The 19,084-nt window shown below is 28.1% G+C and carries 17 protein-coding genes; 3 read left to right on the top strand and 14 right to left on the bottom strand.

What is annotated here, in order from left to right; translation table 11 throughout:
• Positions 1-11: 11 nt before the first annotated feature.
• Both AACT_RS04625 and AACT_RS04630 read left to right on the top strand, forming a co-directional pair.
• On the top strand, positions 12-1,013 hold the full coding sequence (locus tag AACT_RS04625; RefSeq protein ID WP_237682646.1) for an LptF/LptG family permease: 1,002 nt from the start codon (positions 12-14) through the stop codon (positions 1,011-1,013).
• Between the two features lie 14 nt (positions 1,014-1,027).
• Positions 1,028-1,474, top strand: a complete 447-nt coding sequence (locus AACT_RS04630; protein ID WP_172125403.1) for an NUDIX domain-containing protein — start codon at positions 1,028-1,030, stop codon at positions 1,472-1,474.
• Here the strand turns inward: AACT_RS04630 and AACT_RS04635 are convergent.
• The 14 genes from AACT_RS04635 to AACT_RS04700 all read right to left on the bottom strand — a co-directional run bounded on the left by AACT_RS04635 (position 1,437) and on the right by AACT_RS04700 (position 17,679).
• Complete coding sequence (locus AACT_RS04635; RefSeq protein WP_172125405.1) at positions 1,437-3,155, bottom strand: N-acetylmuramoyl-L-alanine amidase family protein; 1,719 nt, start codon at positions 3,153-3,155, stop codon at positions 1,437-1,439. The genes AACT_RS04630 and AACT_RS04635 overlap by 38 nt on opposite strands.
• 101 nt (positions 3,156-3,256) lie before the next feature.
• The gene (locus AACT_RS04640; RefSeq protein ID WP_172125407.1) at positions 3,257-4,336 is read right to left on the bottom strand and encodes a nitronate monooxygenase; all 1,080 of its coding nucleotides are present in this window, start codon (positions 4,334-4,336) and stop codon (positions 3,257-3,259) included.
• An 11-nt stretch (positions 4,337-4,347) separates the two neighbouring features.
• Complete coding sequence (gene tyrS, locus AACT_RS04645; RefSeq protein ID WP_172125409.1) at positions 4,348-5,556, bottom strand: tyrosine--tRNA ligase; 1,209 nt, start codon at positions 5,554-5,556, stop codon at positions 4,348-4,350.
• A 20-nt stretch (positions 5,557-5,576) separates the two neighbouring features.
• Positions 5,577-7,721, bottom strand: a complete 2,145-nt coding sequence (locus AACT_RS04650; protein ID WP_172125411.1) for a RelA/SpoT family protein — start codon at positions 7,719-7,721, stop codon at positions 5,577-5,579.
• A gap of 37 nt (positions 7,722-7,758) precedes the next feature.
• Positions 7,759-7,974 carry a DNA-directed RNA polymerase subunit omega gene (locus AACT_RS04655; protein ID WP_430385339.1) on the bottom strand — a complete coding sequence of 72 codons (216 nt, stop codon included), beginning with the start codon at positions 7,972-7,974 and terminating at the stop codon, positions 7,759-7,761.
• Positions 7,975-8,015: 41 nt separating this feature from the next.
• Positions 8,016-8,723 (bottom strand): UMP kinase, encoded by a 708-nt coding sequence (gene pyrH, locus AACT_RS04660; RefSeq protein WP_172125413.1) that lies wholly within the window; start codon positions 8,721-8,723, stop codon positions 8,016-8,018.
• A gap of 54 nt (positions 8,724-8,777) precedes the next feature.
• Positions 8,778-9,845 carry an ATP-binding protein gene (locus tag AACT_RS04665; protein WP_172125415.1) on the bottom strand — a complete coding sequence of 356 codons (1,068 nt, stop codon included), beginning with the start codon at positions 9,843-9,845 and terminating at the stop codon, positions 8,778-8,780.
• The gene (gene pdxA, locus AACT_RS04670; RefSeq protein WP_172125417.1) at positions 9,842-10,777 is read right to left on the bottom strand and encodes a 4-hydroxythreonine-4-phosphate dehydrogenase; all 936 of its coding nucleotides are present in this window, start codon (positions 10,775-10,777) and stop codon (positions 9,842-9,844) included. Before pdxA ends, AACT_RS04665 begins: the two co-directional genes overlap by 4 nt.
• Complete coding sequence (locus AACT_RS04675) at positions 10,770-11,555, bottom strand: pyridoxine 5'-phosphate synthase (protein ID WP_172125419.1); 786 nt, start codon at positions 11,553-11,555, stop codon at positions 10,770-10,772. The genes pdxA and AACT_RS04675 overlap by 8 nt, the downstream gene beginning before the upstream one ends.
• A gap of 83 nt (positions 11,556-11,638) precedes the next feature.
• Positions 11,639-13,048, bottom strand: coding sequence for an anthranilate synthase component I family protein (locus AACT_RS04680; protein WP_172125421.1), 1,410 nt, complete (start codon positions 13,046-13,048; stop codon positions 11,639-11,641).
• Between the two features lie 12 nt (positions 13,049-13,060).
• The gene (locus AACT_RS04685; RefSeq protein ID WP_172125423.1) at positions 13,061-14,035 is read right to left on the bottom strand and encodes an SPOR domain-containing protein; all 975 of its coding nucleotides are present in this window, start codon (positions 14,033-14,035) and stop codon (positions 13,061-13,063) included.
• A gap of 26 nt (positions 14,036-14,061) precedes the next feature.
• Complete coding sequence (locus AACT_RS04690) at positions 14,062-15,324, bottom strand: serine hydroxymethyltransferase (RefSeq protein WP_172125425.1); 1,263 nt, start codon at positions 15,322-15,324, stop codon at positions 14,062-14,064.
• Positions 15,325-15,408: 84 nt separating this feature from the next.
• On the bottom strand, positions 15,409-16,926 hold the full coding sequence (lysS, locus tag AACT_RS04695; protein WP_172125427.1) for a lysine--tRNA ligase: 1,518 nt from the start codon (positions 16,924-16,926) through the stop codon (positions 15,409-15,411).
• A gap of 12 nt (positions 16,927-16,938) precedes the next feature.
• On the bottom strand, positions 16,939-17,679 hold the full coding sequence (locus AACT_RS04700; RefSeq protein ID WP_172125429.1) for a CvpA family protein: 741 nt from the start codon (positions 17,677-17,679) through the stop codon (positions 16,939-16,941).
• Positions 17,680-17,853: 174 nt separating this feature from the next.
• Between AACT_RS04700 and ispG the strand changes: the two genes are divergently transcribed.
• Positions 17,854-18,915: a flavodoxin-dependent (E)-4-hydroxy-3-methylbut-2-enyl-diphosphate synthase gene (gene ispG, locus AACT_RS04705; protein WP_172125431.1), complete on the top strand. Its 1,062-nt coding sequence runs from the start codon at positions 17,854-17,856 to the stop codon at positions 18,913-18,915.
• The last annotated feature ends 169 nt before the right edge of the window (positions 18,916-19,084 follow it).

Below are 19,084 nucleotides of genomic sequence, written 5' to 3' on the forward strand. Positions count from 1 at the left end.
TGCTTATATCATTGGAACTTTTTTTTGTAGGAATAGATTTTTTACAAAACTTTAAAAGTATACCACCTTCAGCTAACTTACAATTACTTTATATTTTATATAATGGTTTTTTTACATTAACATTAGCACTTCCTCTATCAATAGTTTTTGGATGGGTTATAACTTTGACTATATTTATCAGAAATAATGAATTTGTAGCTTTTAATGCACTTGGTGCTACACGAAAAGATATATTTAAACCTGTAGTAAATATTTCAATTTTTTTATTAACAATTCTTATTTTTCTTCAAGTGACACCTTTGGCATACTCTTATGATCAAAAAAGAAAAATAGTAAACAATCAATATTTTACTAGTTCAAAAAGTGATATTTTTTTAAAATATAATGAATATTATGTGTATTTTGAAAAACTATTACCTCTTGAGAAAAGAGCTGAAAACATTCATATATTTAAAATTGATGATATGGATGTAGTAGAAACTATAGTGGGAGAAAAGGCATATTTCCAAAATGATAAATGGTATGTTGTTGATGTTAAAATTATTAAAAAACCAAAAAATATTACTTTAGAAGATTCAAAACTAGATGTTAGATATGAAAAATTTTTACATACATTAGATGGATTTAAACCTAATATTTTAGATAATGTTTACGAAGGAAATACAGAGTTTTCGATAATAGATGCTATTTCTGCATTGGTTTTATTAGACGAGCAAGGGATTAATACTCAAACAATTAGAAGTGTGTTATACAATAAAATTGTTATACCATTTTTTATAATTCCTCTTTTGCTTTTGATTTACTCATATGCATCATTAAATAGTAGATTTTTCAATATGGGTAAATTTACATCATTCTCAATTTTTGGAACTTTAATTGTTTGGGGATTCTTTTTTATGTTATTCAAATTTACAAATGGTGGTGTGGTTATTCCTGAATTTTCTATCCTTATGCCAATGTTTATTTGGATACTATCTTCAATATATTTTTATAATAAAAAAATCAATTCATAAAATAAAGGGTTAAGATGAGATCTCATGTGAAAGCTTACGGAGTTGTTCCTTACTTAATAAAAGATAATGATATTAAGATATTGTTATGTCGTTCTGTTGCAAGTAAGAATAAATGGGGTTGTTTAAAAGGGACTCTAAATAAAAATGAAAGTGCATATGAGTGTGCAAAAAGAGAATTATTTGAAGAAAGTTCTTTACATGTAGAAGCTGTATTATATGAAAATTATTTTGAGCAAATTAATATTGATAAAGATATTGGTATTTGGTTAGTTAATGCTGATAATATAGAAGACCTAGAAAAATACTTTGTTGAAGATATTTTAAAAAGTAATTACTTATCTTGGGAGAATTCTAAGGTTAAATTTTTCTCTTTAAATAATTTACCTAGAATCAAAAACAAACAGGAAAACTTAATTAAAGAGATTAAGGATTTTTTGAAAAGTAAGAGTCAATTCCATTAGCAATTCCATTTGCTAATGATTGTTGATAGTTTTTATCGTATAATCTTTTACTTTCTACTGGATGTGAAACATATCCAAGTTCTACAAGAATAGAAGGCATCTGTGCTCCCACTAGAACCCAAAACGGTCCTTCTCTAACTCCTGAATCACTTACATCTTTATATTTAGATCTTGCTGATTGTAATAAGCCTGCTTGTACATCAATTGCAAGTTTATGAGAAGCTGTAATTCTTGGTCTATTTAATGATTCTAGGAATACATCTTTTGATGAATTACTCATTTCTCTAATATCAGATTTATTTTCAATTGCTGCAACTCTTTTTGCTCTTTCATTTCTTGCAGGACTTAAGAAAAATGTTTCTATTCCTGAAACTTCATTAGCTTTTTCTTTTGGAACTGAGTTACTATGAATTGATATAAATATATCAGCATTTTTATCATTTGCTAAAACAGTTCTATTCATAACTTTTATAAAAGTATCACTACTTCTTGTAAGATATACTTTATATCCTCTTTGTTTTAATATAGAGTATAAGTTTTTTGATACATTAAGATTTATAACTTTTTCATATCTTTTATTTGGTCCAACTGCTCCTACATCATCTGCCCCATGCCCTGGATCAATAACAATTGTTTTATTGATTACTCTTGGTTGTGGAGTAGGTGCTTTTGTAGCTACTGCAGTTGCTTTATTGGTATTTTTATTTGATGGGCTACTTGGATATGTAGTAATAGTTAATTCTTTATCATTTAGAACATAATCAACTTTTTGTTCATCATTATTGATAATTCTAATTTTTACTCCATTGCTTCCATTTTCACTAACAACAATTTTATCAACACCATCAATGCTCAATTTTATAGGATTTACATACTTGTATTTACCATTAAGATTAAATACATTTTCATAATTTGAAGCATTTTTATATCTTACAAATTGAACATCTCTTTTGTAATAGTTTTTATTAAATTTAACAATTATTTTATTGTCTTGAGTTTCCATAGATCGTATAGGATTTATAGTATCAACAAATTCTTGTGAATTTGCATTTGCAACTTTTGGTGTTTCTTCTGTTTGTACTACTTCTTTTGGAGAAGTTTGCTCTACATTTTTTTTTGCAACAGTAGGTTCATTTGATTTAATTGAGTTTTCATTTATAGAAATAATTACTTGTTTTTTATTTACTATATATGATGTATTAAGATTTTTTTTATCACTTAAAACAATTCTTAATACATCAGGTTTAAATTGACCAATAGCAATTCTATCAATACCATTTATTGCTAATTTTGTAGGAGCTGCATCTTTAAAATAGCCTTTTAAATCAAATACATCTTTATTTACTGTTTTTTGATTTAATTCAAAAAATTTAATATCTTTTTCACTAATATCTACATTAAAATCTACAACAACTGTATTTCCAGATGTATAAACTGATTTTATAGAATAGTATAAATCATTACTTGAAGTAGATGACTTTATAGCTTCATTTTGCTTTGGTGTCTCAACTTTAGCACTATAAATACCATCATTTTTGCTAGTTCTTTTTTGAAGAATTTCTAACTTCTTTCTATCAGGAGTTACATCTTTGTTTAATTGTTCTCCTAAGAGAATAAGTTTTTCAAGTTCTTCAATTTTTTTTTGATCATTTTTTTCTATAAGAGCATTTAAGTAATTCATTTTTGCAGTACGGTATTGTTGCTTTAAATCAGCATAAATACCATTTGCAAATAATAAATTTAGCGTTAGTATGGTTAGAACGAAAATCTTTTTAAAAATTTTTATTCTCCATGAGTTAATTTATACATTAATTCTTTCACAGAAATAATTTTATTTATTCTATAACCATTTGAACCTGTGAAAAATAATCCAGTATCAACGTCACCATTGTAAGCAGCACCTAGTCTATCTGCAATACAATAACCAACAATTTTTGCTTCATGACCTCTATTACAAGGTGCAACACAATTTGAAATACATTGTACTTTTGGTGCTGTGTTATTTTCAATTGAGAATTGTAAGTTTGTTCTTACACCTCTTGCTGGTAATCCAACTGGAGATTTCATTAAAGTTATATCTTCTTCTTTTGCATTTAATAATACATTTTTAAATTTCGCATCAGCATCACATTCAAATGTACCAATAAACCTTGTAGCCATTTGAACACCAGCGCATCCCATAGCAATAAATTTATCAATATCTTTTTTATCCCAAACTCCACCTGCTGCAATTATTGGTATATCACCCCAGATTTTAGCTTCTTCAATAACTGGACCTACGATATTTTCTAATTGGAATTCTTCTTGTCCACATTGATCATAAGTAAATCCTTGATGTCCACCACTTAAGGGACCTTCTACAATTACAGCGTCAGGAATTTTATTGTATCTTTTCCATTTTTTACAGATAAGTTTTAAAGCTCTTGCACTTGAAACAATTGGAATCAATGCAACATCTGGAAAATCTTTTGTAAACTCAGGCATATTAGTAGGAAGTCCAGCACCTGTAATAATCATATTAAAACCAGCTTCACAAGCATCTCTTACAACTCTACCATAATCATTGATTGCGTATAGAACATTACATCCTAAAGGTGCATCTCCACATATCTTTCTTGCATTACCTATTATTTCAACTAATGCATCTTTACTATAAAAGTTTGCTACATCTTTTGGCTTATCTTTTTTAGTAACAATGTGAACATTTTCGCTCATGTTTCTGTAGTAACCAGTTCCAACACTTGAAACTACACCCAATCCACCTTCTAAACTAACATTTCCAGCTAATTGATCCCAGCTTATTCCTACACCCATACCACCTTGAATAATTGGGTGTTTTATTTCATACTTTCCTATTTTCAAAATTAGCCCTTCTATTTTATTATTATTTTAGCGAAATTTTTTTTACCTTTTTGTAAAATGTATTCGCCTTTTTCTAAATTTAGTTTATCATCGCCTATTTTTTCTTGATTTATAGATACTGCATTTGCTTTTATATCACGTCTAGCTTGTGATGTAGAGTCAACTAACTTAGAATCAACTAATGCTTGACAAATCCAAACAGGAGCATCTAATTCAAAGCTATTCATATCTGTAGGAACATCTTTTTTTGCAAAAACTCTTTCAAATTCTTCTTTTGCAGTAATTCCAGCTCCATTTCCATGAAATCTTTCAACGATTTCCATTGCAAGTGATTCTTTCACTTTTTTAGGATGTAAAGTCTCACTTTTAACGCCTTCTTTTATCTCTTCAATCTCTTTTAATGACTTAGCAGATAGAAGTTCAAAATATCTCCACATCAATTCATCAGAGATTGATAAAATCTTTCCAAACATATCAAAAGCCTCATCTGTAACACCAATATAGTTACCTAAAGATTTTGACATTTTTTGAACACCATCTAATCCTTCAAGAATTGGCATCATAAGAACAGCTTGTTGTTTTTTACAATTATAAGCTTTTTGTAAAGTTCTTCCCATTAATAAATTGAATTTTTGGTCTGTTCCTCCAAGTTCTATATCTGTATTCATAGCAACTGAATCATAACCTTGTAATAAAGGATACAAAAATTCACTAACTGCTATTGGAGTATTTGATGCGAATCTTTTAGAAAAATCATCTCTTTCTATCATTCTAGCAACTGTTAAGTTTGATGCAAGTGCAATTAAACCACCTGTTCCTAGTTCTTTTAACCATTTACTATTAAACATAACTTCTGTTTTTGATTCATCTAAAATCTTAAATACTTGATCTTTATAAGAAACAGCATTTCTTTGAACATCTTCTTCACTTAATACTTTTCTTGTTTCACTTTTACCTGTTGGGTCACCAATAGTTGCTGTAAAATCTCCAATTAAAAATTGAACAATCCCACCAAATTTTTGAAAAGTTGCTAACTTCTGAATAAGTACAGTATGTCCTAAATGTAAATCAGGAGCTGTAGGATCAAAACCAGCTTTAACATAGAAATTTTCACCTGTTTCAAAATATCTTTTAATAAGTTTTTCAATGGCTTCAATATCTATAATTTCAAAGCTTCCTCTTTTAATCTCATCTATTGCTTCTCTAATCTTATTTTCCATTAATCTTTTACCCTTTGTACTTATTTATTATATGCATCTTTTTTTGAAAAAAACTCTATAATTTTTACTTTTTTTTCTATTATTTTTTTTACTTCATCTATATTTGATTTATTAATTTCAAACTCTATATCACAATATTGAATATAAGAATGTGCTTGTCGGCCAAACTCTATTCCTAGGATATAAAATTCATGTTCTGCAAGATAAGTTAGCACTTTTGCTAATTCACCCTTTGTGTTTGGAATACTTATTACCATTTTATATTGGTAAACACTACTTTTTGTCCATTTACAAAAAAGCATTTGCTGATTACTTTTAATTTTATCATATGCCTGATCACACATCTTGTGATGAATAACAGCTTCATTCCCATCTTTAAAGGCAACTATATCATCACCAAACTTAGGATGACAACAATGGTCAAATGATACAGAACTTATACTGAAATTTGAATATATTAAAACATTATCAAATTTAAATTCTTTAATCTTGCTAGTTAAAATTTTAAATCTAGTCATTAATCCATTGTCATTTATGATACTTTTTTCAATTACTTGTTTTGTATGTTTAAAAAAATCTAGTATTTGTGGTATCTTGAATAAAGAATCCACGCTATATATTTTTGTTACATCTTCATAATATCTTGAAAAAACAGTATTTATAATATTTTTACCTGAAATCTCATCTATTTCTTTTTGTCTATGTGTACATAAAAGTTTTATTTGTTTTTTTGCTCTTGAAGTTTTAACCATAGCCATCCAAGAACATCTAACTATTATTTCATCTGAAAGTTCTATTGATACAATATCTGTACTTTTAAGCTCAGTTAATAATGGCTTTCTTATTTTATTTATAAAACAACCCATAGCTTTTTTACCAATATTTGTATGAACAGCAAATGCGAAATCATAAGCAGTTGAACCTACAGGAAGTGTAAACACTTCACCTTTTGGTGAATAAACTATCATTTCTTCGGTATATAAATTATCTTTTGTTTCTTGATAAAATTCTTCTATATTTTCATTTGAAAATTCTAAAGATTTTAACCAGTTTAAATTTGTAGTATTTTTAGCACCTGTTTTATATTTCCAATGGGCAGCAATTCCAAATTCAGCTACTGTATTCATTTCAAAAGACCTAATTTGAATTTCATAGATTTTTGAATTATAAAAAACGGTAGTATGTATTGTTTGATAACCATTTTCCTTAGGAGTTGCAACATAATCTTTAAACCTTGAAATTAAAGGCTTAAATTCCAAATGCATAAATCCTAAAACTTTATAACAATCAATATCATCTTCAACTAAAATTCTAATTGCAAATAGATCCAGAACTTCATCTATTGTAATACCTTTTCTTTGCATTTTTAGATAAATTGAGTAGTGATGTTTAATTCTGCTGTAGATTTTTATTTTATTTAAATCGTAACCGTTTTTTTCTAATAGATTTTTAGTAGTAGAAATAAAAGTATTAAAAGTAAGTTGCATTGCATGCTCTTGTTCTTTTAAGTATTTATCAATTTTATTGTATTCGTTTGGATAGATATAGTAAAAAGCCAAATCTTCTAAAGTATTTTTTAATTTTGAAATACCAAGTCTATTTGCAATTGGTACATAAACAACTAATGTTTCTTCAGCAATTCTTTTTTGCTTATTTGCTGGTAAAACGCCAAGGGTAAGCATGTTGTGTAATCTATCACATAGTTTTACAACAAGTACTCTTACATCATCAATTGAAGCAATAAGCATTTTTCTAAAAGTAAGTGCAGATGAAATAGTTTTTGTATTACTTTGTTCATCAGAAGCTATAAACTCATGTTCTCTAATCTCAACAATTTTAGTAAGACCATCAACCATATGGGCAATATCACTTCCCCATTTTTCTCGAACATATTCTAAAGAAAAGTTTGTGTCTTCAACAACATCATGAAGTAGGGCGGTTGCTATTATTGCTTCATCTTTTGAAAAATGGGCTGTTATACAAGCTACTAAAATAGGGTGAACACAATAAGGTTCTCCACTTTTTCTATATTGACCTTCATGGGCTTCAATAATAAAATTTATTATTTCATATAATTTGGGTGATATGTCAGTTTGACTTTTGAGTTTATTGATAGCGTCATCAACATTATTTATATGTTGAATTTCTTTGATAAATGGATCCATAATGTTAAGACCTAAAGATAAGTTTTTAAACCTATCTTTACTTTCTATCTACAAAACCTTCGATTTTTAGTAAACCAGATGCAATTTCATCAATTGCAATATCAGTATATTTCATTTTTTGAGTATTTAATTCTAATAGAGGTTTCGCACCTTTACTTAATTCATCAGCTCTTTGTCCAACTGCAATTGCTAAAATATATCTGTCATTGTCAACTTGTTTTAAAGCTTTTGATATTCTTTCTTCTAATCTCATTATAATATTCCTTTTGGCTATTTATTTAATCTATTTAAAATTTATTTAACTATTGAACACTTACTATAATCACCCTTGATGATTGCTAGTAAATTTCCTTTTTCATTCATATTTGCAACAACTATTGGAAGTTTATTATCTTTTGCTAATGCAATTGCTGTATCGTCCATTACTTTAATATGATCTTCTAATGCTTTGTCATAAGATAATGTATCATATTTTACAGCATCTGTGTACTTCATTGGATCTTTATCGTAAACACCATCAACTTTAGTAGCTTTTATTAACATAGATGCACCAATTTCAGTAGCTCTTAGTGTTGCTCCTGTATCTGTTGTGAAATATGGATTTCCTGTTCCTGCTCCAAATATTACAACTCTACCTTTTTCTAAATGTCTAACAGCTTTTCTTACTATAAATGGCTCAGCGATTTGTTCCATTTTAATAGCAGTTTGTAATCTTGCACTTAAACCTTTATATTCTAAAGCTTCTTGCATAGCAATACCATTTATAACAGTACCTAACATACCCATATAATCAGCACTTGTTCTTTTAATAACACCATCGGCTGCTGCTGTTACTCCTCTGATTATATTTCCACCACCAATAACAATACCAACTTCAATACCGTTTTCAACTAAGCTTTTAATCTCTTCAGCAATATAATCTAATATTTGAGTATCAATACCATAACCTTCAGCACCAGCTAGTGCTTCACCAGAAAACTTTACAAGTACTCTTTTGTTCATATGCATATCCTTCTATAATTTTTGGATTTTACCTAAAAAATCATTAACAAATACTTAGCTTAACGCCCACTCATAAAATGGAATAACATTTATTTTTAATTTTGAATCGGAAATTTTTTCATTATTTGAAATGGAAATAATATTTACCTCATTAATATTTAATTCTTGTGCATTTTTTATTATTCTTTTCACTAAATTACCCGTTAAAAAAGTGTTAAAAAATGGAACAGGCACTATTGCAATATTTTTTGATGGAATATAAAAATCAATACTATCTAAATAATAAATATCATCAAATTTATTTATCAGTTCCAAAAAAACTAAGTTAGAAAATTCATTTTTAAACTTTTTTGTATGGGAAATAGCATTAAAAAATGAGTGATTGTATGAGTATATCTTTTTAGTTGCTTTTTCTTGATTATATTTTTGTAAAAAGTAAATAGACTTATTGTTTTCATATTGTTTACAAATTTCATAAAATTTGTCTTTTGAAATTTTAATTTTTAATTTTAAAGTATTAAAAAGTTGAAATAATGATTTCTTTTCATCAATGTTTTCAATTAAAATCTTAAAAATTTCATATTGAGTTTCATCTTTACATTGAAGATATATAATTTCTTGTAAACGTTGAATTTTTTTATATTCTTCAATATTTATTAATTCAGGTAAATTCCCAAATTTTAAAAAACTATTAAAACTTTGAGTAATATTTTGATGTTTACTATCATGTAGTAAATACTCTTCAAAATCTAATGCACCAATTATTAAATTTTTAAAACCTTTTATTTTTTCTGATTTAAGCATTGAAATAATTGTATTTTCACAAGAAGGAAGTTCAAATTGAAAATTATAATTTTCTACTACTAAAACGCTTATTTCATTCATTTTAATAAATTTAGCTAAATTTTGAGATATTTCATTAATATCATTTCTTAAATCTAATAAATCTATATATATGTAATCTTTTGCTTTAAATTCTGATAGAAAATCATAAATCAAGTAGCTTTTTCCAGTTTTAGAAGCACCACTTATTATGGTTTTTGAATCTTCTATTTTTATTTTTCGCTCTATGAAATTAATTTTTGAAAAATTAATTTCATAACAAGCCTCTAAGCTTTTCATTCTTTATTTGATATTAAAATTATTGCTTCTTTGATTGCATTTAGGTAACTTTTTGTGTTTACTTTCTCATTTTTATATGCAATATTAAAAGCTGTTCCATGGTCAACTGAAGTTCTTATTATTGGAAGATTTAAACTTACATTTATACTTTGATCAAAATATAAAGCTTTCAATGGAGCTAATCCTTGATCATGATACATGGCAACAAAATATTTATAGTTTTTTCTTGAAAGTGGTGAAAATGCAGTATCTGGAACCAAGGGTCCTTTAAAAACATTTTTTTCTAAGGCTTTATTTGCTTTTTTTATTGCTTTGAAAATTTGTACTTCTTCATCACCTAAAACACCATTATCACTAGCATGTGGATTTAATCCTAGAACACCTATATTGTCATTTTTAACGTTTTTATAAAAATCAATTAAAAAAGTAGTAAGCTCTTCTTCTTTAATTTTCTTTGCAACTTTTTTAAGGGGAATATGCTCCGTAAACAAGCCTACAAACATTTTTTTACATCCAAGCATCATTATTGCATTTTTACCAAAAAAATCCCTTAGAACTTCAGTATGGCCTTTATATTTAATATTTGCTTTATTCCAAGCTTCTTTATTTATAGGAAGAGTACAAATTGCATCTACTTCATTATTTTTTGCTAGATTTATAGCATCCATAAAAGAGTCATAAGAGTATTTCCCTGCTTTTTTTGAAACAGTTCCTGGTTTTATTTCAAACTCACCTCTAGTTTTAAAAATTTCAAAATCATTTGGAATTTCCATTTTTAATTCTTTTGATGCAAGTTTTAGCATTTTGTTATTTATACAATAAATTGGAGTACATAATTTTGATATTTTTTCATGGCATTTTAATGCAATTTCAATTCCAATTCCATTTAAATCACCAATACTTATTGCTATTTTTGGTTTTTTATCAATCATTTTTTATTAACTCTTTCATATCAAGTATTGCTTTTTCTAAACCTTTAAATACAGATCTAGCAATAATACTTTGTCCGATATTTAACTCTATAATTTCAGGAATTTTAGAGATTAATGTTACATTTTGATAGTTTAATCCATGCCCCGCAGCTATTTTTAGATTTAGTTTTTTTGCAAGTTTTGATGATGTTTCTATCTCTTTTATTGACTTTTCTAATTTGCTTTTTAGTTCAGCTTTACTTAACTCTAACTCTTTTATTGTGTGATGTGTTTGTGCTAAGTTTGTATAAAGCATTGCATAAACATTTGCAAAAGTTCCTGTATGAAGCTCTATCCATTCAACTTCAAGTTGGCTAGATAATTCAATTATTTCATCTTTTGGATCAATAAATAATGAAACCTCAATTTCATTTGCATGAAGTTTATCTATTGCTTTTTGAAGTTTTTCATAATTTCCTTTTACATCAAGACCACCTTCTGTTGTTACTTCATTTCTATTTTCAGGAACTAATGTCGCTCGAGCAGGTTTTAATTTACAAACAATATCAATAATTTCAGGATTAATAGAACACTCTAAATTTACAGGTAAAGCTGAGTGTTGAATAATAGCAATTGCATCATTATCATGAATATGTCGTCTATCTTCTCTTAAGTGAATTGTGATTTGATTAGCACCTGCAAGTTTACAAATGCCAAGAGCATCAAGGGGATTTGGGTCGTTTATTTTTCTAGCTTCTCTTAAAACTGCAATGTGGTCGATATTTACACCAAGTAACAAAATTCATCCTTTAATATTGGCTTTTATGAGTGAAATCATAGCCAATATTTAATAAAGGAACTCTTTTTGTTGGTGTTTAAATTTTAAGATAGATCTTTTAGTGTTGCAATATTTGCAGCAAGTTTATTATGAACTTCAAGGTATTCATCATCTGGATTTGAATCAGCTACAATTCCTGCACCTGCTTGGAAAATCACAGTATCTTCAGTTAGCATTGTAGTTCTAATAGTAATGGCTGAATCCATATTTCCATCAAAACCAAAATATGCGATACTTCCTGAATAGAAGTTTCTTTTTATTCCTTCGATTTGAGCTATTAATTCCATTGCTTTGATTTTTGGAGCTCCGGTCATTGTTCCTGCTGTGAAAGTAGCTGCAAATAAATCAAACATGTCATATTTATCATCAATCACAGCTTCAACGTCAGATACTATATGCATAACATGAGAATATCTTTCAACTCTCATTAAATCAGTAACTCTTACACTTCCTGGCTTCGCAACCCGTCCCACATCATTTCTTCCTAAATCAACAAGCATTAAATGTTCTGCTCTTTCTTTAGGATTGTTAATCATCTCATTTTCCATCTCAAGGTCTTTTTCAATTGTTCGACCTCTTTTTCTAGTTCCTGCAATTGGTCTTAAAAGTAAGTGCCCATCTACAAGTCTTATCATAACTTCAGGAGAACTCCCTGCAATTGAGAATTTTTCAAACTCTAATAAAAATAAATATGGACTAGGATTTTTACTTCTTAATGCTCTATAAAAACTTAAGTGATCAACTTTTGCTTTTTGAATAAATCTATTTGACATAAGTATTTGAAAAACATCACCAGCTTTTATTTTTTCCTTTGAAACAGCAACCATATTAAAAAATTCTTCTTTTGTGAAGTTAAATTTTCCATCATCTAAAATTGTTGCTTTTTTCAAAGGTGAATAAGTATACGTAGTAAATAAAATATCTTCTATCTTTGATAATTCTTCTTTTTTAGAATCAACAGAAGTTACCATTACTAATTTTGAAGTTTTATGTGAAAATCCTAAAATAATATTTGGTCTAATTAAATCTAAATCAGGAATATTTAATTGATCAAGTAAATCATTCATAGATTCTTTTAATTTTGGTTCAAACTCTTTTCCAATATCATAACCAACATTTCCAATAAAACCATCGATTAAGCCAATACCTAATTCTTCAGATTTATCTTTATAAACTTGTTTATCAAAGTTTTTATAATATCTTTTTAAAAATTTTAAAGGATTTGATTCTACGGTTTCAGTAATACCTTGTTCATTTTTATAAAAACAAGTATTGTTCTCATACCAAACTCGCTCTCGTGCACCAATTATGATATAAGAATAATTTCCATCACTTGAGTTAATAGTACTTTCGAATAAAAAAGTGATTTCATCCCTATACAATGATTTCACTTTTTCATATATTGAAACAGGAGTAAATTGATCTAAAAAAAGCTCTTTACTATAAAAATTCATAGTAATTCACTTCTAAAATTTAACTATAAAAGCGTTTGTAACACTTAGTTTTTCTTTTATAGCATCCATATCTTGATTTGCTGCTGCTCTTGAAGAATAAGGGCCTATTAAAACTTTATTGTATAAAGTTCCTTTTATTTCTGTTTGATATATTTTATATTTAAACTTCTCATTTCTAATTGTATTAATATAACTATCAGATGGTTTTTTAGAAAAAGCACCTATTTGTACAAAATAGCCTTTTGTCATATCAGAAGATGAAGTTTCAGCTACATATTTACTTGCTTTTTTTTCTTCTACTTTTCTTTCAACAACTTTTTCTTTTTGAACAGGTTCTTTTTTAGTTACTTTTTCAACAACTTTTTCTTTTTGAACAGCTTTCTTTTCTTCTATTTTTTTAATAGTCTCATCTAAAGCTTCATTTGTAATACCACTTGGTGCTTCATCTTGTTGAATAGTTTCATTACCTTCTAAAGTATTTGCAGTAGTTTGTTGAGCATTTTCAGTTGTTTTTGCAATTTCAGGAACCATTGGTGCTGAAGAATCTTTTTTTACTCTTTCATTAATGATTTTTTGGAAATTTTCTTCAATATTGCTATTTTCAGATAATTTTTTAATCTCATTAGAGTTTGCATTATTAGAAGTAAATTGATCTTCTTTTGTTGTATCACCTGATAAAAGACGAATAATAATAATTGTTAATAAAAATAAAACAACAAGAACAATACCTAAAATTAGGTATTTTTTCTTATTTTCTTCATTTGAATTGTTTGATGAACCTAACATAATATTGTTAAGTTCATGATCATTCATTTCCACGTCATTATCAACTTCATTAGCAGTATTGTTAATGCTTCTTGATAGAATTACAGGTTCATCTTGTATTGACATTTCCACTTCTTCAAGTTCATTTAATTTTCGTTCAAGTTCTTCACGCTCTTGTTGAAGCTGAACCTTTTTTATGAACTCTTCGCCTTTTATTTGCATAACTTATCCTTAATTATTTAGAAATACTAGTAAGTTGATTGAGTATAAACAACAAAATTTCCTGCTAATTCTTCTAGCTCTTTATTTATTTTTGCATGTAAAGCTGAATCTTCAATATTATCTAAAACATCACAAATTTTATTTGCAATAATTTCAAACTCTTTTTCTTTCATACCACGTGCAGTTAAAGCTGGAGATCCAATTCTAATACCTGAAGTAACGAATGGACTTCTAGTTTCTCCTGGAACTGTATTTTTATTTACTGTAATTCCTGCATTTCCTAAAGCTGCATCTGCATCTTTACCTGAAAATGGTTTATTTAAGAAAGATACTAATACAAGGTGATTATCTGTTCCATCTGAAACGATATCGTATCCTCTTTTCATTAGAACTTCTCCAAGTACTTTTGCATTTGCTTTTACTTGTTTTGCATAAACTTTCCATGAAGGATCTAAAATCTCTTTAAATGCAACTGCTTTTGCAGCGATTACATGAACAAGTGGTCCACCTTGTAATCCTGGGAAAATTGCAGAATTGATTTTTTTAGCGATTTCTTCATTATTTGTCATAATCATACCACCTCTTGGACCTCTTAAAGTCTTGTGAGTAGTAGTTGTAACAACATCTGCATAAGGGAATGGACTCATATGCTCACCAGCAGCAACAAGTCCTGCAATGTGTGCAATATCAGCGAATAAAATAGCACCAACAGCATCAGCTATTTCTCTAAATTTAGAGAAATCAATTTCTCTTGCGTATGCACTAGCTCCACAAACTATAATTTTAGGTTGACAAACTTTTGCAATTTCCATTACTTTTTCATAGTCAATTCTTCCATCTAATTCTACACCATAATAAAATGCAGAGTAGTTTTTACCAGAGAATGAAGGCTTGCTCCCATGAGTTAAGTGTCCACCATGAGATAAATCCATACCTAAAAGTTTGTCTCCTGCATTTAATAATGCAGCATAAACAGCACCATTTGCTTGGCTTCCAGAATGTGGTTGAACATTTGCGTAAGAACAACCAAAGATTTCGCAAGCTCTGTCAATTGCTAATTGCTCAACTTGGTCAGCAAATTCACATCCACCATAATATCTTTTATAAGGATAACCCTCAGCATATTTATTTGTAAATACTGAACCCATAGCTTGCATTACTGCAGGACTTGTAAAGTTTTCACTTGCAATCATTTCTAAGTGATTAGTTTGTCTTTTTAACTCATTTTCAATTATTGAAAAAACTTCATTATCTGCTTGCTCTAAATTTGCATTTGATAAAAAACTCATATCTATTCTCCTTGGACTTTTTAATTTAATTTTTAATTTTTATTATGTTTTATTTTTACTTAAAAAGTGAATAATTTCACTCTTTTACACTTCTTCATCAAGAAGATTAATTTCTTGTTTAATTGGTTTCATTGCTGGGAAAAGTAATACATCTCTAATTGAGTGCTCATTTGTAAGCATCATTACTAATCTATCAATACCAATACCTTGACCTGCTGTTGGAGCCATTCCATAAGATAGAGCATTTACAAAATCCTCATCCATTTCATGTGCTTCATCATCTCCACCACACTCTTTTGCTTCCATTTGACCTTCAAATCTTTGAAGTTGATCAAGGGGATCATTTAACTCAGAGAATGCATTTGCAATTTCTTTTCCTGCTATAAATAACTCAAATCTATCAGTTAAATGAGGTTTTTCATCATTTCTTCTAGCAAGTGGAGAAATTTCAACTGGATATTCAGTGATAAATGTTGGATTTATAAGTTTTGCTTCAACATATTCATCAAATAACTCACCTTGAAGTTGTCCAATGTTCATTTTAGCATTTACTTCTAATTTATTTTCTTTCATAAATGCAATAATTTTATCTTTATCTTCAACAATATCAGCAGGAACTCCACCGATTTCTACTAAAGATTGAATTAATGGAATTTCAGTGAAGTTACTAAAATCAATTTTTAGTTCACCATATGGTAAAACAGTTGGTAATTCTAAATGTTCAAATAAGTACTCAAAATACTCTTTTGTTAGAACAATTAAATCTTTATAAGTTTTATAAGCCCAATAAAATTCAATAGATGTAAATTCAGGATTATGAGTTGCATCCATTCCTTCATTTCTAAAACATCTATTTATTTCAAATACAGCTTCAAATCCACCAACAATACATCTTTTTAAATATAACTCAGGTGCAATTCTTAAAAATCTATCAATTCCTAAAGCGTTATGATGAGTAACAAAAGGTTTTGCATTTGCTCCACCTGCGATTGGATGCATCATTGGAGTTTCTACTTCTAAGAAACCTTTATCTTCAAAAAATCTTCTTGTTAATGAAATAACTTTTGATCTAATATGAAAAGTTTTTCGAACTTCAGAATTCATAATTAAATCTAAATATCTTTGTCTATATCTTAACTCTTTATCTTGAATACCATGGAATTTTTCAGGTAATGGAGAAATAGCTTTTGTTAAAATTTTTAAATTGTCAGCGTGTAATGAAAGTTCACCATGTCCTGTAACAAAAGGATAACCAGAAACTTCAATAATATCACCAACTTCAATATTTTTCTTAAAAATATCGTTATAAAAACCTTCTGGTAAATTATCACGTGCCACATAAATTTGAAGCATTCCGCTTTCATCTTCTATTTTAAGAAAAGATGCTTTTCCCATTAATCTAAAAAGTTTTATTCTTCCAGCAACTGTGTAAGTTCTGCTTGCATCTCTTTTTTCTTCTGTATGTGCAATATCACTATTTACATTTAAAAATTTTGCGATTGTACTATTTCTTGCGCTTTCATTTGAATATGGATTAATTCCAACTTCTCTTAGTTTTTCTGCTTTTTCTATTCTTTGTTGTATATATGTATTTTCGAACAATATTAAATTCCTTTATTTATTTTCTTCTGGTTTGTTTGCGATACTTTTAAATTTTTCTTTTACAGAATTTATTTGTCCAGCAGTTTCATTTGTTGTTTCTTGAATTTGTTCTTCAACTCTTTGTACAACTTCTTCTTCTACTGCATCTTTTACACCATCTAGTGTTGAATCAACTCCATCTTTTATATTATTTGTAGTATCTCCAATTACAGCGGCTGTAGTGCCTTTAGCATTATCAACAGCTTTGTCAATACTATTTGTTATTGTTGTTGTATCAAGTTTGATAATATATGAACCTACACTTATTAAATGAGGCATTACAACTGAATTAGCAAATTTTTCGTCTATAACTTTTTTGAAAGATTGTACTTGGTAAAGGGCATAAGCAATAACAGAAAATATTAAAAATATTTTTGCAGCACCAAATATAAATCCAAAAATTCTATCAACAATCCCTAATCCACTTGCTGCAAATATTTTACTAACTATCACACCTGCACTATAAACCACAAGCCAAACAGCAACTAATGCAGTTACAAAACCGATTAATTTTATTGTTGCTTCGTTTTCAAGAACTAAGATAGGAGCTATTAAATCACCAATCTCTTTTGAAATTCTAGATGCTACAAATATTGCACCGATGATTCCAATAATGCCAAATACTTCTTTTATTAATCCCCTAAAAAGACCTTTTAGTCCCAAAATTAGAGTAATACTAAGTATTATTAAATCAAAAATAGCAAAATCTTGCATAAAAATCCTTTTCTTATAATGCGTGCATTGTATCTAATATTTTCAAAATAAAACTTTAATTTAAAATCAATTTTTTATCAAATTAAAATTTAAACATTATATTAAGTTACTTTTTTATTTATGAAGGCTAAATAATTCACTTGAATTTAATATATATTACAATAAAATTTCCCCATGATAAAAAGATACCCAACAAAACAAATATTCGTCGGAAACGTACCAATTGGAGGAGATGCTCCAATCCCCGTACAATCAATGACATTTACAAAAACATCTAATGTAAAAGCTACGGTTGAGCAAATTACAGCTTTACATTTTGCAGGTGCTGATATAGTAAGAGTTGCTGTTCCAAATATGGAAGCAGCGTTAGCATTAAAAGAAATTAAATCACAAGTTGATTTACCACTTGTAGCAGATATTCATTTTCATTATAAATTAGCTTTAATTGCTGCCCAAGTTGTAGATTGTATTAGAATTAATCCAGGAAATATTGGAGATAAAAAAAGAGTTCAAGAAGTTGTTAAGGCTTGCCAAGAGCGAAATATACCTATTAGAATTGGAGTAAATTCAGGGTCGCTTGAAAAACAATTTGAAGATAAATATGGACAAACACCACAAGGAATGGTTGCAAGTGCAGATTATAATATAAAATATCTTGAGGACTTAGGTTTTACAAATATGAAAATATCACTAAAAGCTAGTGATGTTCAAAGAACTGTAGAAGCATATAGAACTTTAAGACCTATGAATAATTATCCATTTCACTTAGGAGTTACAGAAGCTGGAACTCAATTTCACTCAACTATAAAATCATCTATTGCATTAGGTTCACTTTTACTTGATGGAATAGGAGATACACTTAGAGTTTCAATGACAGGTGAGCTTGAAGAAGAGATAAAAGTTGGAAAAGCAATACTAAAAGATGTAGGAATTGCAAAAGAGGGCTTAAATATCGTTTCTTGTCCAACTTGTGGAAGAATTGAAGCTGATTTAGTAAGTGCAGTTGCTGAAATCGAAAAAAGAACATCACATATAAAAACACCACTTGATGTTTCAGTTATGGGATGTGTTGTAAATGCAATCGGAGAAGCAAAATCAGCAGATGTTGCAATCGCTTTTGGAAAAGGTTCTGGTCTTGTTATGAAAAGAGGCGAGATTATAGCTAAGCTTTCAGGAGATGCTTTGATAAATAGATTTATTGAAGAAGTAGAATTTGAAGCTAAAAAAATAAAATAAATTTTAAAATTAGAATAGAGAATAATTTGTATTTTCTATTCTAAAAACTCTTCCTTTTATCTCACTATTATGATAGATCTTCAGATTACTTAAGTATTTTATTTTTACTATTATATTTTATTAGCTACTAACTTGATTTCAGATAAAGTGTCATTCTTAAAAATTGGAG

This window comes from Arcobacter acticola, assembly GCF_013177675.1.
GTDB classification, from domain to species: Bacteria; Campylobacterota; Campylobacteria; order Campylobacterales; family Arcobacteraceae; genus Aliarcobacter; species Aliarcobacter acticola.

Coding starts and splice junctions, on each gene's coding strand:
- AACT_RS04630 (WP_172125403.1), top strand. CDS start 1,028: ATGAGATCTCATGTGAAAGCTTACGGAGTTGTTCCTTACTTAATAAAA.
- AACT_RS04635 (WP_172125405.1), bottom strand. CDS start 3,155: ATGAATTACTTAAATGCTCTTATAGAAAAAAATGATCAAAAAAAAATT.
- tyrS (WP_172125409.1), bottom strand. CDS start 5,556: ATGGAAAATAAGATTAGAGAAGCAATAGATGAGATTAAAAGAGGAAGC.
- AACT_RS04650 (WP_172125411.1), bottom strand. CDS start 7,721: ATGGATCCATTTATCAAAGAAATTCAACATATAAATAATGTTGATGAC.
- AACT_RS04655 (WP_430385339.1), bottom strand. CDS start 7,974: ATGAGATTAGAAGAAAGAATATCAAAAGCTTTAAAACAAGTTGACAAT.
- pyrH (WP_172125413.1), bottom strand. CDS start 8,723: ATGAACAAAAGAGTACTTGTAAAGTTTTCTGGTGAAGCACTAGCTGGT.
- AACT_RS04665 (WP_172125415.1), bottom strand. CDS start 9,845: ATGAAAAGCTTAGAGGCTTGTTATGAAATTAATTTTTCAAAAATTAAT.
- pdxA (WP_172125417.1), bottom strand. CDS start 10,777: ATGATTGATAAAAAACCAAAAATAGCAATAAGTATTGGTGATTTAAAT.
- AACT_RS04680 (WP_172125421.1), bottom strand. CDS start 13,048: ATGAATTTTTATAGTAAAGAGCTTTTTTTAGATCAATTTACTCCTGTT.
- AACT_RS04685 (WP_172125423.1), bottom strand. CDS start 14,035: ATGCAAATAAAAGGCGAAGAGTTCATAAAAAAGGTTCAGCTTCAACAA.
- AACT_RS04690 (WP_172125425.1), bottom strand. CDS start 15,324: ATGAGTTTTTTATCAAATGCAAATTTAGAGCAAGCAGATAATGAAGTT.
- AACT_RS04700 (WP_172125429.1), bottom strand. CDS start 17,679: ATGCAAGATTTTGCTATTTTTGATTTAATAATACTTAGTATTACTCTA.
- ispG (WP_172125431.1), top strand. CDS start 17,854: ATGATAAAAAGATACCCAACAAAACAAATATTCGTCGGAAACGTACCA.